The 18,414-nt window shown below is 66.0% G+C and carries 17 protein-coding genes and 1 tRNA gene; 8 read left to right on the top strand and 10 right to left on the bottom strand.

Annotated features, from left to right (window positions below; all coding sequences use genetic code 11):
• Positions 1-9: 9 nt before the first annotated feature.
• The 4 genes from hflC to AC3G88_RS04335 all read left to right on the top strand — a co-directional run bounded on the left by hflC (position 10) and on the right by AC3G88_RS04335 (position 4,445).
• A complete protein-coding gene (hflC, locus tag AC3G88_RS04320; protein ID WP_488770348.1) occupies positions 10-915 on the top strand; it encodes a protease modulator HflC in 906 nt (301 codons plus the stop codon).
• A gap of 141 nt (positions 916-1,056) precedes the next feature.
• Positions 1,057-2,208, top strand: a complete 1,152-nt coding sequence (locus AC3G88_RS04325; protein ID WP_153945270.1) for an ATP phosphoribosyltransferase regulatory subunit — start codon at positions 1,057-1,059, stop codon at positions 2,206-2,208.
• Between the two features lie 189 nt (positions 2,209-2,397).
• Complete coding sequence (locus AC3G88_RS04330; protein ID WP_153945269.1) at positions 2,398-3,741, top strand: adenylosuccinate synthase; 1,344 nt, start codon at positions 2,398-2,400, stop codon at positions 3,739-3,741.
• A 134-nt stretch (positions 3,742-3,875) separates the two neighbouring features.
• Positions 3,876-4,445, top strand: coding sequence for a phosphoribosyltransferase (locus tag AC3G88_RS04335; RefSeq protein ID WP_488893135.1), 570 nt, complete (start codon positions 3,876-3,878; stop codon positions 4,443-4,445).
• Between the two features lie 60 nt (positions 4,446-4,505).
• Here AC3G88_RS04335 and AC3G88_RS04340 read toward each other — a convergent pair whose 3' ends face one another.
• The 3 genes from AC3G88_RS04340 to AC3G88_RS04350 all read right to left on the bottom strand — a co-directional run bounded on the left by AC3G88_RS04340 (position 4,506) and on the right by AC3G88_RS04350 (position 5,993).
• Positions 4,506-5,117 carry an NAD(P)-dependent oxidoreductase gene (locus AC3G88_RS04340; protein WP_488770347.1) on the bottom strand — a complete coding sequence of 204 codons (612 nt, stop codon included), beginning with the start codon at positions 5,115-5,117 and terminating at the stop codon, positions 4,506-4,508.
• Positions 5,118-5,180: 63 nt separating this feature from the next.
• Complete coding sequence (locus tag AC3G88_RS04345) at positions 5,181-5,615, bottom strand: Rrf2 family transcriptional regulator (protein WP_153945266.1); 435 nt, start codon at positions 5,613-5,615, stop codon at positions 5,181-5,183.
• A gap of 291 nt (positions 5,616-5,906) precedes the next feature.
• A tRNA-Leu gene (locus AC3G88_RS04350) sits at positions 5,907-5,993 on the bottom strand.
• 69 nt (positions 5,994-6,062) lie between these two features.
• On the opposite strand from AC3G88_RS04350, the gene rnr reads away from it, so the two are divergent.
• Genes rnr through AC3G88_RS04365 form a run of 3 tightly spaced genes read left to right on the top strand, consistent with a single transcriptional unit; the run spans position 6,063 to position 10,212 of the window.
• Positions 6,063-8,684 carry a ribonuclease R gene (gene rnr, locus AC3G88_RS04355; protein ID WP_488893136.1) on the top strand — a complete coding sequence of 874 codons (2,622 nt, stop codon included), beginning with the start codon at positions 6,063-6,065 and terminating at the stop codon, positions 8,682-8,684.
• Positions 8,685-8,729: 45 nt separating this feature from the next.
• Positions 8,730-9,467: a 23S rRNA (guanosine(2251)-2'-O)-methyltransferase RlmB gene (gene rlmB / locus AC3G88_RS04360; protein ID WP_092594522.1), complete on the top strand. Its 738-nt coding sequence runs from the start codon at positions 8,730-8,732 to the stop codon at positions 9,465-9,467.
• 1 nt (position 9,468) lies between these two features.
• A complete protein-coding gene (locus AC3G88_RS04365) occupies positions 9,469-10,212 on the top strand; it encodes an SIR2 family NAD-dependent protein deacylase (protein WP_488770345.1) in 744 nt (247 codons plus the stop codon).
• 96 nt (positions 10,213-10,308) lie between these two features.
• On the opposite strand, the gene tal is transcribed toward AC3G88_RS04365, so the two are convergent.
• On the bottom strand, positions 10,309-11,265 hold the full coding sequence (gene tal / locus AC3G88_RS04370; RefSeq protein WP_488770344.1) for a transaldolase: 957 nt from the start codon (positions 11,263-11,265) through the stop codon (positions 10,309-10,311).
• 196 nt (positions 11,266-11,461) lie between these two features.
• Here tal and rpiA point away from each other — a divergent pair, with 196 nt between their 5' ends.
• Complete coding sequence (rpiA, locus tag AC3G88_RS04375; RefSeq protein ID WP_488770343.1) at positions 11,462-12,148, top strand: ribose-5-phosphate isomerase RpiA; 687 nt, start codon at positions 11,462-11,464, stop codon at positions 12,146-12,148.
• Positions 12,149-12,166: 18 nt separating this feature from the next.
• On the opposite strand, the gene AC3G88_RS04380 is transcribed toward rpiA, so the two are convergent.
• The 6 genes from AC3G88_RS04380 to narJ all read right to left on the bottom strand — a co-directional run bounded on the left by AC3G88_RS04380 (position 12,167) and on the right by narJ (position 18,409).
• A complete protein-coding gene (locus AC3G88_RS04380; protein ID WP_153945261.1) occupies positions 12,167-12,832 on the bottom strand; it encodes a response regulator in 666 nt (221 codons plus the stop codon).
• 11 nt (positions 12,833-12,843) lie between these two features.
• A complete protein-coding gene (locus AC3G88_RS04385) occupies positions 12,844-14,931 on the bottom strand; it encodes a type IV pili methyl-accepting chemotaxis transducer N-terminal domain-containing protein (protein WP_488770342.1) in 2,088 nt (695 codons plus the stop codon).
• 150 nt (positions 14,932-15,081) lie between these two features.
• A complete protein-coding gene (locus tag AC3G88_RS04390) occupies positions 15,082-16,260 on the bottom strand; it encodes an NAD(P)H-dependent flavin oxidoreductase (RefSeq protein WP_488770341.1) in 1,179 nt (392 codons plus the stop codon).
• A 34-nt stretch (positions 16,261-16,294) separates the two neighbouring features.
• Positions 16,295-17,014 (bottom strand): carbonic anhydrase, encoded by a 720-nt coding sequence (locus AC3G88_RS04395; RefSeq protein ID WP_488770340.1) that lies wholly within the window; start codon positions 17,012-17,014, stop codon positions 16,295-16,297.
• A gap of 9 nt (positions 17,015-17,023) precedes the next feature.
• On the bottom strand, positions 17,024-17,707 hold the full coding sequence (gene narI, locus AC3G88_RS04400; protein ID WP_487523674.1) for a respiratory nitrate reductase subunit gamma: 684 nt from the start codon (positions 17,705-17,707) through the stop codon (positions 17,024-17,026).
• A gap of 15 nt (positions 17,708-17,722) precedes the next feature.
• Complete coding sequence (gene narJ / locus AC3G88_RS04405; protein ID WP_488770339.1) at positions 17,723-18,409, bottom strand: nitrate reductase molybdenum cofactor assembly chaperone; 687 nt, start codon at positions 18,407-18,409, stop codon at positions 17,723-17,725.
• Positions 18,410-18,414: the final 5 nt, after the last annotated feature.

Below are 18,414 nucleotides of genomic sequence, written 5' to 3' on the forward strand. Positions count from 1 at the left end.
AGACCCGTCATGAACCGACTGATTTCCTTCGCCATCGGCCTGTTTATCCTGCTGGCTGTCGTGTCGTCGATGCTGTTCGTGGTCGATCAGCGTCAATATGCCGTGGTCTTCGCCTTCGGCGAGATCAAGCAGGTGGTGCGCGAGCCCGGCCTGCATTTCAAGCTGCCGCCGCCGCTGCAGAACGTGGTCTTCATGGACCGCCGCCTGCAGACGATCGACGTGGCGGCCAGCGAGCGTTTCCTGACCGCCGAGAAGAAGTCGATGGTGGTGGACTGGTTCGTCAAATGGCGAATTACCGATCCCCGTAAGTTCTTCGTGGCCTTCGCGGGCAACGTCCGCGGCGCACAGGACCGCATGACGCAGCGTATCGACGCCGTGGCGCGCGAGGAGTTCGGCAAGCGCACCGTGGCCGACGTGGTGGCGGGCGAGCGTGACAAGGTCATGCAGAACATCCGCCTGGGCATGGCCGAGTATGCGCAGTCCGTGGGTGTCGAAATCCTCGATGTGCGCCTGAAGCGCGTGGACCTGCTGCCCGCGATCAGCGAGTCGGTCTATCGCCGCATGGAAGCGGAGCGCAAGCGCGTGGCCAATGAACTGCGTTCGACGGGCGCCGCCGAAGGTGAGAAAATCCGTGCCGATGCCGACCGTCAGCGCGAGGTGGTGCTGGCCGAGGCGTATCGCGACGCCCAGATTGTGAAGGGCGAGGGTGATGCCAAGGCGTCGCAGCTCTACGCCGATGCCTTCGGCAAGGACCCGAACTTCGCGCAGTTCTGGCGCAGCATGGAAGCCTACCGCAACACGTTCCGCGACAAGGGCAACGTGATGGTGCTGGAGCCGAATTCGGACTTCTTCCGCTACATGCGGTCGGCGGGCGGCAACGCGGCGCCGGCTTCCGGCACCGGCGGCAAGAAGTAGCGCGCACGGCGCGCACCGGGCCTCCTGCTCCAAGCGGGGACCCTGAAACGCAACATTCGACAGAACCCCGGTCCGCCGGGGTTTTGTCCGGCTGGAGGGGCTTGCGCTCCGCCGGCCCGGATTTTGATAGAAGAGACCCCCATGTCCAACCGCTGGCTCCTGCCCGAAAACATTGCCGACGTCCTGCCGTCGGAGGCGCGCAAGATCGAAGAACTGCGTCGCCGCATGCTGGACCTGTTTCGCACCTATGGCTACGAGCTGGTCATGCCCCCGATGCTTGAGTACCTGGAGTCGCTGCTGACGGGTACCGGCCATGACCTGGACCTGCGTACGCTGAAACTGGTGGACCAGCTGTCGGGCCGTACGATGGGCCTGCGTGCCGACATTACGCCGCAGGTGGCACGTATCGACGCGCACCTGCTGAACCGCCCGGGCGTGACGCGCCTGTGCTACGCCGGCAACGTGCTGCATGCGCGGCCGGCAGGTTTCCACGCCACGCGCGAGCCGATCCAGATCGGCGCCGAGATCTACGGCCATGCCGGCCTGGAAGCCGACGTCGAAATTCAGGAACTGATGCTGGCCGCGTTGCAGGCTGCCGGTCTGGCCGATATCCGGCTGGATCTTTGCCACGCCGGCATTCTCGAGGCATTGCTGTCGGCGCTGCCATCGGTGCGCAATATCGAGGATGCACTGTTTGCGGCACTCGAAACCAAGGATGTGCCGGCCCTGCGCGAACTGACCGAAGGGCTGCCCGAGACCGAGCGCAAGGCGCTGCTGGCGCTGCCGACGCTGTATGGCGGCGTCGAAGTGATCGAACGGGCGCGTACTACGCTGCCGGCGAGCCCGGCCATCGGGCGTGCGCTCGACGAACTGGCCGCATTGGCTGGTCACGTGCGGGGCGCGAGCGTGAACATCGACCTGTCGGATTTGCGCGGTTACCACTATCACAGCGGCGTGATGTTCACGGCCTATGTGTCGGGGCTGCCGAACTACGTGGCGCGCGGCGGCCGCTACGACAAGGTGGGCGAGGCGTTTGGGCGTGCACGACCCGCGACCGGCTTCTCGCTCGATCTGCGCGAGGTGGCGGCCCTGTCGCCGGTGGAAGTCCGTGCGCTGGCCATCTTTGCCCCGTGGGACGCCGATCCCGCCCTGCGTGCCACCATTGCCACGCTGCGTGCGGCCGGCGAGATCGTGATCCAGTCGCTGCCGGGTCATACGCACGAGCTTGACGAGTTCAACTGCGACCGCCAGCTGCAGCGCCAGGGCGATGCGTGGGTCGTAGTGCCGCGTTGATTCGCTGATTTGGGTGCCGGCCGTTTCGTGCCGGCGCTTTTCCACCTGCTCTCAAATGACGTTTGCTGCCCGTGGTGGCCTATGATCGCCCGGAATGGATGGCAAACGTCTGTTCCGCGGACTCGTGAAAACCCGGAACCGTCGAACAACGAGAGTAGAATACGTTTTTAACCTTCTGACCAATTCAACATGTCCGCATCCGCAGTAGGCCAGGGACGCAATGTCGTCGTGATCGGAACCCAGTGGGGTGACGAAGGCAAAGGGAAAATCGTCGATTGGCTTACCGATCATGCAAAAGGCGTGGTGCGGTTCCAGGGCGGCCACAACGCTGGCCACACGCTCATCATCGGCGGCAAGAAGACCATTCTGCGACTGATCCCGTCGGGGATCATGCGCGAAAGCACCGTCTGCTATATCGGCAACGGTGTGGTGCTGTCTCCCGAGGCGCTGTTCCGTGAAATCGAAGAGCTCGAAGGCGCTGGCCTGCAGGTGCAGAACCGCCTGCGCATCTCTGAAGCCACCACGCTGATCCTGCCGTACCACGTCGCCATCGACAAGGCGCGCGAGGCTCGCCGTGGCGCGGCCAAGATCGGTACGACCGGTCGCGGCATCGGCCCGGCCTACGAAGACAAGGTGGCGCGCCGCGCGCTGCGCGTGCAGGACCTGTTCGATCCGAAGCATTTCGCCGAGCGTCTGCGCGAGAACGTCGAATTCCACAACTTCATGCTGACCCAGTACCTGGGTGCCGAAGCGGTGGACTACCAGCAGATCCTGGACGAGATGCTGGCCTACGCCCCGCGCCTGAAGCCGATGGTGGCCGATGTGTCGGCCGAGCTGTACGCGGTGAACGCGGCCGGCGGCAACCTGATGTTCGAAGGTGCGCAAGGCACGCTGCTGGACGTCGACCACGGCACGTACCCCTTCGTGACGTCGAGCAACTGCGTGGCCGGTGCGGCCGCCGCCGGTGCCGGCGTGGGCCCGGGCCGTCTGAACTACATCCTGGGCATCACCAAGGCTTATTGCACGCGCGTGGGTGCAGGTCCGTTCCCGAGCGAACTGTATGACAACGACAACCCGACACGTCAGGACGCCGTGGGTGTGCGCCTGGCCAACGTCGGCAAGGAATTCGGCTCGGTCACCGGCCGTCCGCGTCGCACGGGCTGGCTCGATGCCGCCGCACTGAAGCGGTCGGTGCAGATCAATGGCGTGTCGGGGCTATGCATGACCAAGCTCGACGTGCTCGACGGTCTGGAGACGATCAACCTGTGCGTGGGCTATGAGCTCGACGGCAAGCAGGTAGACATCCTGCCGCGCGGCTCGGACGCCGTGGCGAACTGCAAGCCGATCTATGAGGAATACCCTGGCTGGAACGAGTCGACCTTCGGCGTGAAGACCTGGGACGCGCTGCCCGAACAGGCACGCGTGTACCTGAAGCGCGTCGAGGAAGTGGTCGGCATTCCGATCGACATGATCTCGACCGGTCCGGACCGCGACGAGACGATCCTGCTGCGCCACCCGTACCAGGTCGCCTGACGCGACGGCAGTATCCGTGAGCATGACCGTGGCGCCATGAGCGTCGCGGCCTCACCAAAGCCATTCGGCCCGCGACATGCGGGCCGATGCTTTATCCACTGGCCAATGATCCGGCCAATTGAAGAAAATACGCCATGAACCTGCCAACCAATGACGAGGAGAACCTGTGGGTCTCCTGGGATGAGTATCACCGCCTGGTCGCGCGCCTGGCGCTGAATGTGCATGAGTCGGGCTGGAAGTTCGACAAGATCCTGTGCCTGGCCCGCGGCGGCCTGCGCGTGGGCGACCAGATGTCCCGCATTTTCGATGTGCCGCTGGCCATCCTGGCCACGAGTTCGTACCGCGAAGCCGCTGGCACGCAGCAAGGCGACCTGGACATCGCGCAATACATCACGATGACCCGTGGCGAGCTGTCGGGCAAGATCCTGCTCGTGGATGACCTGGTCGATTCCGGCGTCACGCTGGAACGCGTGGGCCGTCATCTGAAGGAACGCTATCCCGCGGTCACCGATGTGCGCTCGGCCGTGCTCTGGTACAAGGCCTGCTCGAAGGTGGAGCCCCACTATCACGTGACGTTCCTGCCGTCGAATCCGTGGATCCATCAGCCGTTCGAGGAATACGACACGCTGCGCCCGCACAATCTGGCGGCTTGGCTCAAGCGCGGCAAGCGCGCCAGCCTGCTGGAAGACGATAGCGCCGCGTAAGCGTTTCGTTTGTTCCCCACACCCGAACGCGGGTGTGGGGCGTCCAACACGGGTCGGCGATCAGTACCCGACCGTGAACCGTTCCCGCACATGCTTCGGCTGCTCGATTTCGTCGAGCATGGCGATGGCATAGTCTTCCATCGAGATCCAGCTCTTGCCGTCGGCGGCGGTAAGCAGATCGTCGTTCCCCAGACGGAATTTCCCGGTTCGCTCACCCGGCGTGAACAGGGCCGAGGGCGAGAGGAAGGTCCACGCCAGCGCCGTTTCGCCACGCAGGGCATTGAGGAAGTCGCGGCCAGCCAGAGCCTCGGCCTTGTAGGCGTCCGGGAAATTTGGCGTATCGACGAGTTGCACGCCGGGCGCCACGAAAAGGCTGCCTGCGCCGCCTACCACCAGCAGCCGCTCGACGCCAGCGGCCTTGACCGCGGCCACGATCTGCGCGGCGCTGGTCTGCAGGAAGCGCACCGTGCTGATCACGACATCGCTGCCGCGCAGCGCATGGGCCAGGGCCGATGTCTCGGCCACGTCCACGTCACGTGCCGTCACGCCTTCCCGGGCGGGGAGTTTCGACGCCTGGCGGGCCAGGGCGGTCACGGTGTGGCCGCGGCGCAGGGCTTCATCGGTCAGGCGGCTGCCCACGTTACCCGTGGCGCCAATGATGGCGATCTTCATGATGGATTCCTTCAGGCTAAGGTTTATGTGAAACCACTTCGGTTACATATCGAGGTAAAAAAATCAGCGCCTGCGGCGCCGGGCGGCATGCTCGACCTCGTTGAGCATGCTGGCAATCGTGATTTCCGCCAGCGACGCATCCATGGCGGCCTGCGCGCGATCGGCCACGGTCTGCAGGGCACCGGTGATCTCGCGGCCCACCATGCAGGCCGGATTTGGCGCGCTCTGGTGCAGCGTGATCAGCGCCGTCGTCTCGGTGGCGCGGAAGACGTCGAGCAGGGTGATGTCCGACGCGGGCCGCGCCAGCATCGCACCGCCGGTGCTGCCCATCGTCGTGGTCACGAACCCTGCTTCGGTCAGTGTGCCGATCATCCGGCGGATCAGCGCGGGGTTGGTTCCCACGCTGCCGGCGATCATCGACGACGGCACCGGCCCCTCGGCTTGCGCCAGCAGGGTGAGAATGTGGACGGCGACGGCAAACCGGCTGCTGGTGCTCATGCGGAAATCTCGATGTGAAACTATCATAGTTACAGATCAACCAACCGTCAACAACCAGATTGAATGGTGGGGCTGCTGTATTTTTCGCGATGGAAGTTGCGAAGATGGCGAGATAATGCCGGAATCGGCACTGAAACTGATACACTCATCCACGGCTCAAAGTCAGAAAAGAGCCATGGACGCGGCAACAAGGCCGACAAGGCTAACGAGGCAAGAGGGAGGGAATTTGAAGGATTCAGCAGCAGAAAACAAAAAACCCGCAACTCACGTTGCGGGTTCCTTGCTGAATCTTGGTGCCCAGGAGAGGACTCGAACCTCCACAGTGTTGCCACCGCTAGGACCTGAACCTAGTGCGTCTACCAATTCCGCCACCTGGGCAGGTGTCGAAACAACCGAAGCGGCCATTATAGCGACCGTCAAACGTTTGTCAAATAGTTTCGAGAAAAATTGAATCAGAACAACTATCCGATCCCCAGCCGGGAAGAAATCCTCGGCGTACTGAGAACTTCGGGGTCGCCCCTGTCGGCCGGCGATATCGCCAAGGCCCTGGCCGTCACGCGCAAGGAGCATGACGGCTTTCAGAAACGGCTTGCCGCGATGGAACGCGACGGCCAGATCGAACTGAACCGCAAGGGCCGCTACGAGCTGGCCCATCAACCGAATTTCGTCGTCGGCCGCGTACAGGGCCATCGCGATGGCTTTGGCTTCCTGATTCGCGACGATGGCGAGGACGATATCTTCCTGCCCGAGCGCGAACTGCAGAAGGCGATGCACAACGACCGCGCCCAGGTGCGCGTGGTGGGCTACGACCGCCGCGGACGTCCGGAAGGGCAGATCGTCGAGATCGTCGAGCGGGCCAACCGTTTCGTGATCGGCCGTCTGCTGTCCGAAAACGGCGTGCTGGTGGTGGCGCCCGAAGACAAGCGCATCGGCCAGGACATCCTGATCCCGCCCAAGTCGCAAGGCAAGGCGCGCGTGGGCCAGGTGGTCAGCGTGGAGCTGATGGAGTGGCCGGACCGCTACGTGCAGCCCGTGGGCCGCGTGGTGGAAGTGCTGGGCGACATCGACGATCCTGGCATGGAAATCGAGATCGCCGTGCGCAAGTACGGCGTGCCGCACGAGTTCTCGGCGGCTGCCGCCAAGGAAGCGCAGGCGCTGCCTGACGAAGTGCGCCAGGCCGACCTGGACCATCGCATCGACCTGCGCGACGTGCCGCTGGTGACGATCGACGGCGAAGATGCGCGCGACTTTGACGATGCCGTTTACTGCGAGCCGGTCAAGATCGGCCGCGCCAAGGGCTGGCGCCTGATCGTGGCCATTGCCGACGTGTCTCACTACGTGCGCCCCGGCACGCCGCTGGACGCCGATGCGCTCGACCGCGCCACGTCGGTGTACTTCCCGCGCCGGGTGATCCCGATGCTGCCGGAGAAGCTGTCGAACGGCCTGTGCTCGCTGAATCCGAACGTCGACCGCCTGTGCATGGTCTGCGATGCCGTGATCACGGCCAAGGGCGAGTTGAAGGGCTACCAGTTCTATCCGGCCGTGATGCACTCGGCGGCGCGACTGACCTATAACGAGGTCTGGGCCGTCCTGTCGAACACCAAGGGCCCCGAGGCGCACAAGCGTGCCGGGCTGGTGCCGCACCTGCAGAACCTCTACGAACTGTTCCAGGTCCTGCTCAAGGCGCGCCGCGAGCGCGGGGCAATCGACTTCGACACGACCGAGACGTATATCGTCTGCAACGCGCAGGGCAAGATCGAACAGATCCTGCCGCGCACCCGCAACGATGCGCATCGGCTGATCGAGGAATGCATGCTGACGGCCAACGTCTGCGCGGCCGACTTCCTCGAACGCTTCAAGCACCCGGCGCTGTACCGGATCCACGCGGGCCCGAGCGAGGAAAAGCTCAAGAACCTGCGTGAATTCCTGAGGACGGCGGGTCTGTCCCTGGGCGGCGGCGACAAGCCGCAGGCTTCGGATTACGCCGAGGTGATGGACAAGATCAAGTCGCGCCCCGATGCGCCGATGCTGCAGACGATGTTGCTGCGCTCGATGCAGCAGGCCGTCTACAGCCCCGACAACATCGGCCACTTCGGTCTGGCCTACGAGGCCTACGCGCACTTCACGAGCCCGATCCGGCGCTATCCCGATCTGCTCGTGCATCGCTCGATCAAGGCCATCCTGGCGCATACCAAGTACCGGCCGGCCTTTATCCCGGGCACTGAACTGAACACGCAGATCTCGCCCAAGGCGCGCCGCATGCAGGCCGCCGACGCCGAGAAGCGTGCCGAGAACGCCGCCGCCCGCGCCAAGCGCGACGAGGGCATCTGGGACGAACTGGGCCTGCACTGCTCGGCCAACGAACGCCGGGCCGACGAGGCCTCGCGCGACGTGGAAGCCTGGCTGAAGTGCTATTTCATGCGCGACAAGCTCGGCAGCGATTTCGCCGGGACGATCAGTGCGGTCACGTCGTTCGGCATCTTCGTGCAGCTCGACGAGCTCTACGTGGAAGGGCTGGTGCACGTCACCGAGCTGGGCAGCGACTACTTCCAGTACGACGAGGCCCGCAACGAACTGCGCGGCGAACGGACGGGCATCCGCTACCGGCTGACCGACCGCGTGCGCGTGCAGGTCTCGCGCGTGGACCTCGATGCGCGCAAGATCGATTTCCGCCTGGTGCAGGAGCCGTCGGCCAAGACGCTGCGCGGTCGTGCCGGCGTCCCCGAGCAGCCGCGCGTGCCTGCCGCCCATGCGGTGCCGGCGCGCAAGAAGGGCCGGCAACTGGCGGCCTTGCTCGGCGGCACCTCGAAGCCCGAGGAATCGTTCGATGAAACGCTGGACCGCGTGATCGAAGAGCAGCCTGTGTTCGAGGCCGTGATCACGCCGGTCAAGCCGCGTGAGGCGAATGTCGGACATGCGCCGCATTCGGGCCGCAAGGCGCCGGCGGGCAAGCCGTCCAAGCGGGCGGCCAAGCCCAAGCCGCCGCACCTGCAAACGGCCAAGAAGTCCGCGGTCAAGCGGGCGCCGAAGCCGGCCGGCAAAACGAGCCGCCCCGCGCGCAAGCGGTAAGCAAATCGGCGTTGTGGTGAGGCCATGGCGGGTACAATGCGCGCCATGGCCAAACACAAACTCCTGATCGGCTTTCACGCCGTCAACGCACGCCTGCGCCAGAATGCGCAGAGCGTTTCCGACATCTACATCGAAGCGAACCGCAAGGACCGCCGCATGCTGGACTTCGTCCGGCTGGCGGAAGGCCTTGGCGTGACGCTGCATCCCGTGGATGCCGACCGCCTGCGCGGCATGGCCGGCACCGACCGCCACCAGGGTGTGGTGGCGCGCGCCGAGGATGTCTCGCTCGCCCTCAATCTGGACGAACTGCTGGACGGCATCGAAGGTACGCCGCTGCTGCTGGTGCTGGACGGCGTGACCGATCCGCACAACCTCGGCGCATGCCTGCGCGTGGCCGATGGTGCCGGCGCCCATGCGGTCATCGCGCCGAAGGACCGCAGCGTCGGTCTCAATACCACCGTGGCGAAGGTGGCCAGTGGCGCTGCCGAAACCATTCCCTATATCACCGTGACCAACCTGGCGCGCACGCTGCGCGAACTGCAGGAGCGCGGCATCTGGGTGATCGGCACGGCAGACGGCACGGACAAGTCGCTCTACGACATGGACCTGAAGGGCCCGACCGCCATCGTGATGGGGGCCGAAGGTGAGGGCATGCGCCGCCTGACGCGCGAAACCTGTGACGAGCTGGTGGCCATTCCGATGGCCGGCGGCGTGGAAAGCCTCAATGTTTCGGTAGCCAGCGGCGTGTGCCTGTACGAGGCCGTGCGCCAGCGCCGGGGCTGACATGATCCTCGATGCCGCCGCGCTGGAGCAGGCACGCCAGTGGATCGACGCCGCGCAAAACATCTTCGTGCTGACCGGCGCGGGGATCTCGGCGGAATCCGGCGTGCCGACCTTCCGCGATGCCCTGACCGGGCTCTGGGCGCGCTTCGATCCCGAGGAGCTGGCCACGGAGGAAGCCTTTCGGCGCCAGCCGGCGCTGGTGTGGCAGTGGTACGAGCACCGGCGCGAACTGGTGTCGGCCGCCCGGCCGAATCCCGCCCACTACGCGCTGGCGGCACTGGCCGGCCAGAAATCGTTGACGCTGGTCACGCAGAATATCGACGGCCTGCATCAGCAGGCCGGCAGCGAACACGTGGTGGAATTGCACGGCAACCTGTTCGCCAACAAATGGCTGGACGGCTGCGGCCGCTGCGATACGGTGCCGCCGGTGCCGGGCGAGCCGCCACATTGCGCGCTGTGCGGGGCGATGATGCGCCCCGGCGTGGTGTGGTTTGGCGAGGATCTGCCGCGCGTGGCGCGCTTTCGCGCCGATCACGCGGCGCAGCACTGCGACCTCTGCCTGGTCGTCGGCACCTCGGGGATGGTCTATCCGGCGGCCGCGCTGCCGGGCCTGGCGAAGGAACACGGGGCCCGGGTGCTGATGGTCAATCCGCAACCGTCGGCCCTGGATGCCACGGCAGACCTGGTGCTGTCCGCGCCCGCAGGGCAGTGTCTGCCGATGCTGTGGCCGCAAGGCGCGGCCTGATCGCCTGACCGCCTTATCCCGGTGATCCCGGTGATCCCGGTGCCCGCCTTGCCCGCCAATGCAGGCGGGGCAGGCGAGTCCGGAAGGCGGGCGCGCTCAGCCCGCAAGTTCCGCCACGAGCTTTTCGAGCTTCACCGCGTCCGCAGCGAACAGGCGGATGCCTTCCGACAACTTCTCGGTGGCCATCGCATCCTCGTTCAGCTGCCAGCGGAACGCTGGCTCGTCGGCGGCGATGCGTGCGATGTTGCCGGCCTGGGCCTGCTCCACCGACAGCTTGCGCTCCACCGGGGCCTGGCTGCCCGCCAGTTGCTCCAGCAGTTCCGGGCTGATGGTCAGCAGGTCGGAGCCCGCCAACGCCAGGATCTGGCCCGTGCCGCGGAAGCTGGCACCCATCACCTCGGTGTCGTAGCCGAACTTCTTGTAGTAATCGTAGATCTGGCGCACCGAGCGCACGCCCGGGTCGTTGTCGCCCGCGTTGGCGTCGGCGTCCCACTGGTCGCCCGCCTGCTTCTTGTACCAGTCCAGAATGCGCCCGACGAACGGCGAGATCAGCTGGGCGCCCGCTTCGGCGCAGGCGACGGCCTGTACCAGCGAGAACAGCAGCGTCATGTTGCAGCGGATGCCCTCGCGCTGCAGGACGGCGGCGGCCTGGATGCCTTCCCAGGTCGAGGCGATCTTGATCAGCACGCGCTCGCGGGCCACGCCGCGCTGCTCGTACAGGCCGATCAGGTGCCGCGCCTTGTCGACGGTGGCCTGCGTGTCGAACGACAGGCGCGCGTCGACTTCCGTCGATACCCGGCCAGGCACGATGGCCAGGATCTCGCAGCCGAAGGCGATCAGCAACTGGTCCATGACGGCCTCCACGCCAGCGCTCCCGTGATGGTCGCGCGTGGCCTGCTCCAGCAGCGGCCGGTACTCGGGCTTCTGCACGGCCTTGAGGATCAGCGACGGATTGGTGGTCGCGTCCTGCGGCGTGTACTGCTTCATCAGCTGGAAGTCGCCGGTATCGGCCACTACCGTGGTGAACTGCTTCAGTTGTTCGAGCGCGTTCATGATCTGGTTCCGTCTGAAAGAAGTCTGGGGCGGAGCTCGCCGGGAATGGGCCATTGTAACGGCGCGGCGTGATGCGGCAAGGTCATGTAGCCCGCAGAAGCCGCGGCGCACAAGCTCGGCACCGGGGCGGCAATCGCCGGGCGGGGGCTGCGATCCGCTACACTACGCCCTTCCCAACGCAATTCTGGCTGTTGTCATGACTCAGGATGAACTCAAGGCGCAGGTCGCGCAAGCCGCCGCCGACTATGTGAAGCAGGAAGTGCCCCAAGGTGCCGTTCTCGGCGTGGGCACGGGCTCCACCGCCAATCTCTTCATCGACGCCGTCGCGGCGTTCAAGGAACGTTTCAGCGGCGCCGTTTCCAGCTCGGAAGCGTCCACGCGCCGTCTGCAGCAGCATGGTTTCACCGTGCTGGACCTCAACGAGGTCGACACCATCCCCGTCTATGTTGACGGCGCCGACGAGATCGACGCCTCGGGCGCGATGATCAAGGGCGGTGGCGGCGCGCTGACGCGCGAGAAGATCGTGGCGTCCGTGGCCGAGCGCTTCGTCTGCATCGCCGATGGCAGCAAGCTGGTGCCGGTCATGGGCTCCTTCCCGCTGCCGGTCGAGGTGATCCCGATGGCACGCGCCGCGGTCGCCCGCCAGCTGGCCGCGCTCGGCGGCCAGCCGCGCCTGCGCATGACCAAGGAAGGCGGCATCTACAAGACCGACAACGGCAATGTGATCCTCGATGTGGCCGGGCTGAAGATCGAAGATCCGAAAGCCCTGGAGCAGCGCATCAACCATCTGCCCGGCGTGGTGACGGTGGGCCTGTTCGCGCTGCGCGGTGCCAACGTGCTGCTGCTGGGCACCGAGCAGGGCGTGCAGCGCACCGACTACTGAGCCGGGTCGCGCCGGCGGTCAGCCCGCGAGCCCATGCTCGACGGCGTAGACCGCCACCTGCACGCGGCTGGCGAGGTTGAGCTTCTTCAGGATGTTCTGCACGTGAATCTTCACGGTGCTTTCCGCCACGCCAAGCTCGCGCGCGATTTCCTTGTTGCTTTCGCCGCGCACCAGCCCCTGCACGATGTCGCGCTCGCGCACGGTGAGCGGGGCGCTCCGCTGGCTACCCTCGTGGCCGCGTGCCGCGCCGGACGCGATGTTCGGCGCGCGAAACTGCTGCACCAGCTTCGCCGTCATGCCTTCCGAGATCACCGGTTCGCCGGCCGCCGCCCGCCGGATGGCGCTGGTCAGGGCTTCGGTCTCGATGTTCTTGAGCAGATAGCCGCGCGCGCCGCTGCGCAGGGCGGTTGCCAGCTCGTCCGCCTCTTCCGACACGGTCAGTACGACCACGGCGCTGTCGGGCAGGTCTTCCACCAGCAGATGCAGGGCTTCGAGTCCGGACAGCCCGGGCATGTTCAGGTCCAGCAGGATCACGTCGGGCCGATGCTGCTTGGCGCGCTTGATGCCCTCCACGCCGTCGGCCGCCTCGTCGACGATCTCGAAATCCGCTTGCCGCTGCAGCAGGGCGCGAATGCCCGAGCGGAACAGCGTATGGTCGTCGATCAACAGGATGCGGATGGTCATGATGATGGGCCTCAGGCCGGTATGCTGGCCGGTGTGGTGGCCGGTGCAGCGTCCGGCAGGTGGGCGGTTGGGGCGGGGCGGCCGTCGGGCGCAACGTCGCGCGGCAGGGTCAGTTCGATCCGGACGCCAAGCCCCGGGCGGGCGTCGATGGCAAGCTGCGCGCCAAGCCTGGCCGCGCGCTCGCGCATGATGTGCAGGCCGATGTGGCTGGCGTCGTGTTCGTCCAGCCGGCCGGCGTCGAATCCGTCGCCATCGTCCTGCACCACCAGCCGGAACAGCCGGTCGTGCCGGATCGAGATCGTCACGTGTTCGGCCATGGCGTGCTTGCGCACGTTCGACAATGCTTCCTGCAGGATGAACAGCAGCTGCAGCTGGTCTTCGGGCTGCAACGGCAGGCCCTTGTCGTCGATGGTCAGCGTGGCGTCGGTGCGGCATTGGCGCCGGAAGCGCGCCACGGTTTCTTCCACGGCGGGGCGCAGGCCCCCGGTGGTCAGCCGCGACCGGAAGTTGTGCAGCAGCTCGCGCACGTCCTGGTAGCTCTCTTCCACACCATGGCGCAGCAGCGGGATGATTTCCTGCACTTCGCCATCGGCACGCCGGTCCACGGCGTCTTCCAGCAACTGCACCTGCAGATTCAGAAAATTCAGCCCCTGCGCAATGCTGTCGTGCAGCCCCTGGGCCACGAGGTGGCGTTCCTCCACGACGGCCAGCTGGCGCGCACTGGCCGACAGGCGGATGTGTTCCAGCGCAGTGGCCAGATGCTGGGCCATCGTTTCCAGCAACTGCCGGTCCGATGGCGGCAGTTCGCGCGCCACCCGGAAGTGCAGCGTCAGCGTGCCGACCGGCCCGCGCAGGGTGTCCAGCCGGAACGCGGCCATCGACAGGAAGCCTTCGCGGCGGCAAGGCGAGGGCAGCGCCGGAGGCGTCGGGACCTGCGCCGGGGGCATGGAACGGCGCAGGTCTGCCACCGTGACAATGCCGGCTTGCGTGGCATGCCCGCAGTGGCACGCATCGATGTTCGCGCAGTGATCGTTGTCGGCCAACGTCATCGACAAGCCCGCCGATGCCAGCCGATGGAGCTTGCCCTGGCGGGCGTCGTACACGCGCACCGACCCGCCATCGGCACCGAACTGCGGCATCACGCGCGCCAGGAAGCCCTGCGCCAGGGTTTCGGAATCGCCAGCCTGATTCAGGAAGGCGGCCATGTCGTAGAGCGCCTCGAGGTCGCGATTCTGGCGGGCCAGTTCCGCCGTCTTGCTGGTCACCCGCGCGGCCAGGTCCTGGTAGAGATCCTGCAATTCGGCAGCCATCCGGTTGAAGCCCGAGGTCAGCGTGCCGAATTCGTCGCGGGTTTCCACCGGCAGGCGCAGCGAAAATTCGCGGGCGGCCATGCGGCGCAGGCCATCCTGCAGACGCAGCACAGGCAGGATGATCCAGAGGTAGAGCAGATAGATGACGGCCACGGTGCCCACGCAGGCCATGACGGCCAGGCCGACTTGCGACAGGCGCAGCATGTCGGTCTTGCGTGCGCTGTTGTTCTCGATCTGACGGACCAGCCGGTCAGCCCGATTGACAAATCCCGGCAGCGCCCGGACGTACTGGCTGGCGTTGCCGGCCAGCGCCAGCGGCTTGAGCTGCTGCGACCAGTCGGCCAGCACGGCGTCAAGCTGTGCATGGATGGCGGGTTCGTCGGGCAGGAACAGCGGGCGGGCCGGATTGCCCTTGCGCAACTGGGCCAGCGTGTTGTCGAGCGTGGTGATCTGCTCGGCCAGGCTGTTGGGTTTGCCCGATGCCGACAACGACAGCTCGATGGCGACACGATTGGCGCGCATGCGCAGGCTGCCGGCGTCATTGATGGCGGCGCCCGCGCCTTCGAGCTTCCAGGACAGGTAGAGCGTGCCGGCGATCATCGTCAGCACGGCCAGCAGCGACACCAGCGATAGCAGGATGATGCGCGTGGACAACCGGTAGCGTGGCGGCGTAAGCCGGACGGTGTCCGGGACGTGGCCGGTCTCCGGCAGCGGATGCGGCGTGGCGGCAGCCGAAGCAGAGGCTGCCGTGGGGTTGTCTAGGGGCGTTGGAGTCGTGGGGGCTGGCATGGGATCGGGTTGGCACAAGAGGCGGGCGGGGGGCGTGCGCAACCTTGGATCCGATTTTCGGCGTGATGGGGCAGGTGATTTCTGCGCCAGATCAAGAAATGTGTCATTCGTGGGCCGATTGTGGCGTGGCCGAGGAAAGGCCGTTTATCGTCACGCCGCAGCAGCGGTGACCGGCGCCCGGGCCAGCGCGGCGGGCTTTTCGCCAGTCAGCAGGTAGTGCATCAGCTCGGCCACGGGGCGGATGGTTTCGCCAAATGGCAGTTTGCCCTTGCCACGGAAGAACAGGCCGCGTTCCACATCGCCGCGCACGGCTTGCGCAAGTTTCAGGTCGATGCAGAATTGGCCGATCTTGGCCACGCCATCCCGCAGTCCGCATGCCTGCAGGCAGTCGAAGCCCTCCAGGCAGTCTCGCGGCTTGGCGCGACGCTGCAGCCGGCTTTCGCTCGACAGATAGCGCGATAGCCACGGTGTCAGCACGGCTCGCGCCGGAAGCCCGGCCACGCTGGTGAATTCGCGCAGGGTGTCCGGCGTGGCGGTGGCCAGCACCTGCTTGAAGTCGGGATGGGCATCGCATTCCTCGGTCACGGCGAATGCGGTGCCCAGTTGCACGGCCGACGCGCCTTCGCCCAGCCAGTGGCGCACCTTCTCGTGGGAATTGATGCCGCCAGCCAGGATCAGCGGGATGCTGTCCCAGGCCAGCCCCAGTGTCTGGAACAGTTCGCGGCATTCGGTCAGCACGCGGGCGAACGAAAATCGATCGTTGCCAAGATCCTCGATGGTGGCGGCGCCAAGATGGCCGCCGGCGTGCGCGGGATGCTCGATCACGATGGCGTCGGGCAGGCGGCCCTTTTTCATCCATCGGCGCAGCACCAGGCCAATGCCACGCGTTTCGGACAGGATCGGGATCAGGGCGACCTTCGGATGGTCGGCGGCCAGTTCGGGCAGATCGAGCGGCAGCCCGGCGCCCATGACGATGGCGTCGGCGCCGCTTTCGCAGGCTTGCCGCACCAGCTGGGCGTGGGAACCCACGGCCTTCATCACGTTGACGGCGATCAGGCCGCGGCCGCCCGACAGCGCGCGCGCGGACCGGATTTCGCGATCGAGCGCCACACGGTTCGCCGCCTCGATCTTGTCCTTGTCATGGGTCCCGCGCGTCTGGGCCATCAGGTCTTCGTGATGGTGGCGCAGGTCGATGCTGGCAATGGTGCCGACGCCGTTGTTGGCGGCCACGGTGCCCGCCAGTCGATGGGCGGAGATGCCGATGCCCATGCCGCCCTGGACGAGCGGCAGCAGTCGCCTTCCAGCGAGTTTCAGCCAGTGTTCTGTCATGAGTCCATTCCGGATAGTGTTTTGCTGTTTTGCATCAGGGGCAAACGGCGGTGACTGTGTTACGGACATCGCGTACGGGGGCGTCGGGCAGCGGGCAAACCAGCGGCAGGAAGCTGTCGGCGCGGTCGGAATAAGCGAGCAGCGCGCCGGCGGCAATATCGAAATACCAGCCATGCAATGTCAGTTCGCCACGCTCGCACGCGGCGCGCACGAACGGGAACGACTCGAGGTTGCGCAGCGACACCAGGATCGATGCCTGTTCACAGGCATGCTGACGTTGCTCGGCGCTTGCGTCTGGCATGGTCTGCTCCACCATCTGGCGGGCGGGTGCCGCAATGCGCACCCAGGGACCAATGAAATCCGGGCCGGCACGCGCCGGTGCCGCGTCGCCCTCAGCCTCGGGCCGCGCCAACAATGCGCGAATTCCGCCGCATCCGCTATGACCCATGACAATAATTCTGGCGACGCGCAGTTGCTCTACCGCAAATTGGATGGCCGCCGATACCCCGTGGAGCCGTCCAGTCTCCCTTTCGCTACATGGCGGCACCAGATTTGCCACATTTCTGACAGTGAAGAGATCGCCCGGATCGCTGCCGAGCAGCAGTCCGGGGTCCACGCGCGAATCGCTGCATCCAATCAGCAGAGTCTGAGGATGCTGTCCGGCGCGCAGCGCATCGAACAGCGCCGGCGCATCCTCGAAGTAATGCTGCTGGAAACGTTCGAACCCTTTCAGGAGGCGCTCGATCGTATGCATGGCGATGCCTTACCGGCTGCGCACCAGCTGCCAGGCGCGCCCGAGATAGCCCACTGACGCAAAGCCGCTCCACACATGCACCAGCCGGGTGAACGGGAAGATCGCGAACAGCGAGATGCCCATGAACAGATGCGCCTTGAAGACCAGCGGTGCGTCGGCCACGTAGCTGGCGGCATCCCCGCGCAGCGTGACGATGTGCTGGGCCCAGGTCATCAGCTGCACCATCATGTGGCCGTCCATGTGGCTGGCCGACGCGAAGATGGTGGACAGACCCAGCAGCAGCGTGACCAGCAGCCAGAGCAGCAGCACCTTGTCACCCGTACGGGTGACGGCCGACACGCGGGCGTTGGTCAGGCGGCGGTGCAGCAGGATCAGCAGCCCGGCCAGGCACATGGTGCCCATGACGCCGCCGGCCGTCATGGCCACGGCCTGCTTGAGGCTGTGCGAGACACCCAGCGCGTCCCACACCGCCACCGGCGTGAGCAGGCCCGCCAGATGGCCGAAGAACAGGCCGAGGATGCCGACATGGAACAGGATGTTGCCCGTGCGCAGGTTGCCGCGGTAAAGCATCTGCGAGCTGTCCGATTTCCATGTGTACTGCTCGCGCTCGAAGCGCGCCAGGCTGCCGAACAGAAAGATGGCGGCGGCGATATACGGGTAGATCCCGAACAGGAATTGATGGACCAGAGTCATGGTGAGGGTGCTCGGTTAGCTGGGGTGGATGGCTGACGGCTTGCCGCGCGCGGCGGGCGCGGCGTCCCGCTTGTAGAAGCGCACCGTCTCGACGTCGGGCTTGCGGGCCAGCAGCGGCTCCACGCCGTCCGCGCCGGGGCCGAATGTTTCCATGGCCTCGTCCATGTCGCGCACGGGCGGTTCTTCCTGTGGCTGCGGCTGCACGTCGGTCAGCGTGCGCAGCGTCCGGAATGCGGCGGCATAGGGGCTTTCGCTGCGGGCCAGGCGGTCGCCGATGGCGGCCAGCACGTGGATGGCGTCGCCCAGCAGCTGCCCGGCACGTTCTGGCTTGCCGTCCATGGCCAGGGCGCCCAGGTATTCCAGAAACAGCGGGACATAGTCCGGCAGTTCGGAGGTGGTCAGGTCGAAGCCGTCGCGCCGGTATTCCTGCAGCAGGTCCACCATCGCCTGGCCGCGATCGCGGCTTTCGCCGTGCACATGCTCGAACAGGTGCAGCGAATGGGCCGGATTGCGGTCGAACGTGGCCACGTAGTTTTCCTGCAGCCGGATCAGTGGTTCGCGGCGCAGCATTTCGGTCAGCGGCGCCAGCATGTCGCGCGCCTGCGGCCATTCGGCCAGGGCCAGGTCGATCTCGGCCATGCCGTCGACCAGTGCCTGGTCCGGATAACTGAGCATGGCGCTCAGCACTCGATGAATAGTCATGGCGT

The organism is Cupriavidus sp. 86D6 (assembly GCF_057815095.1).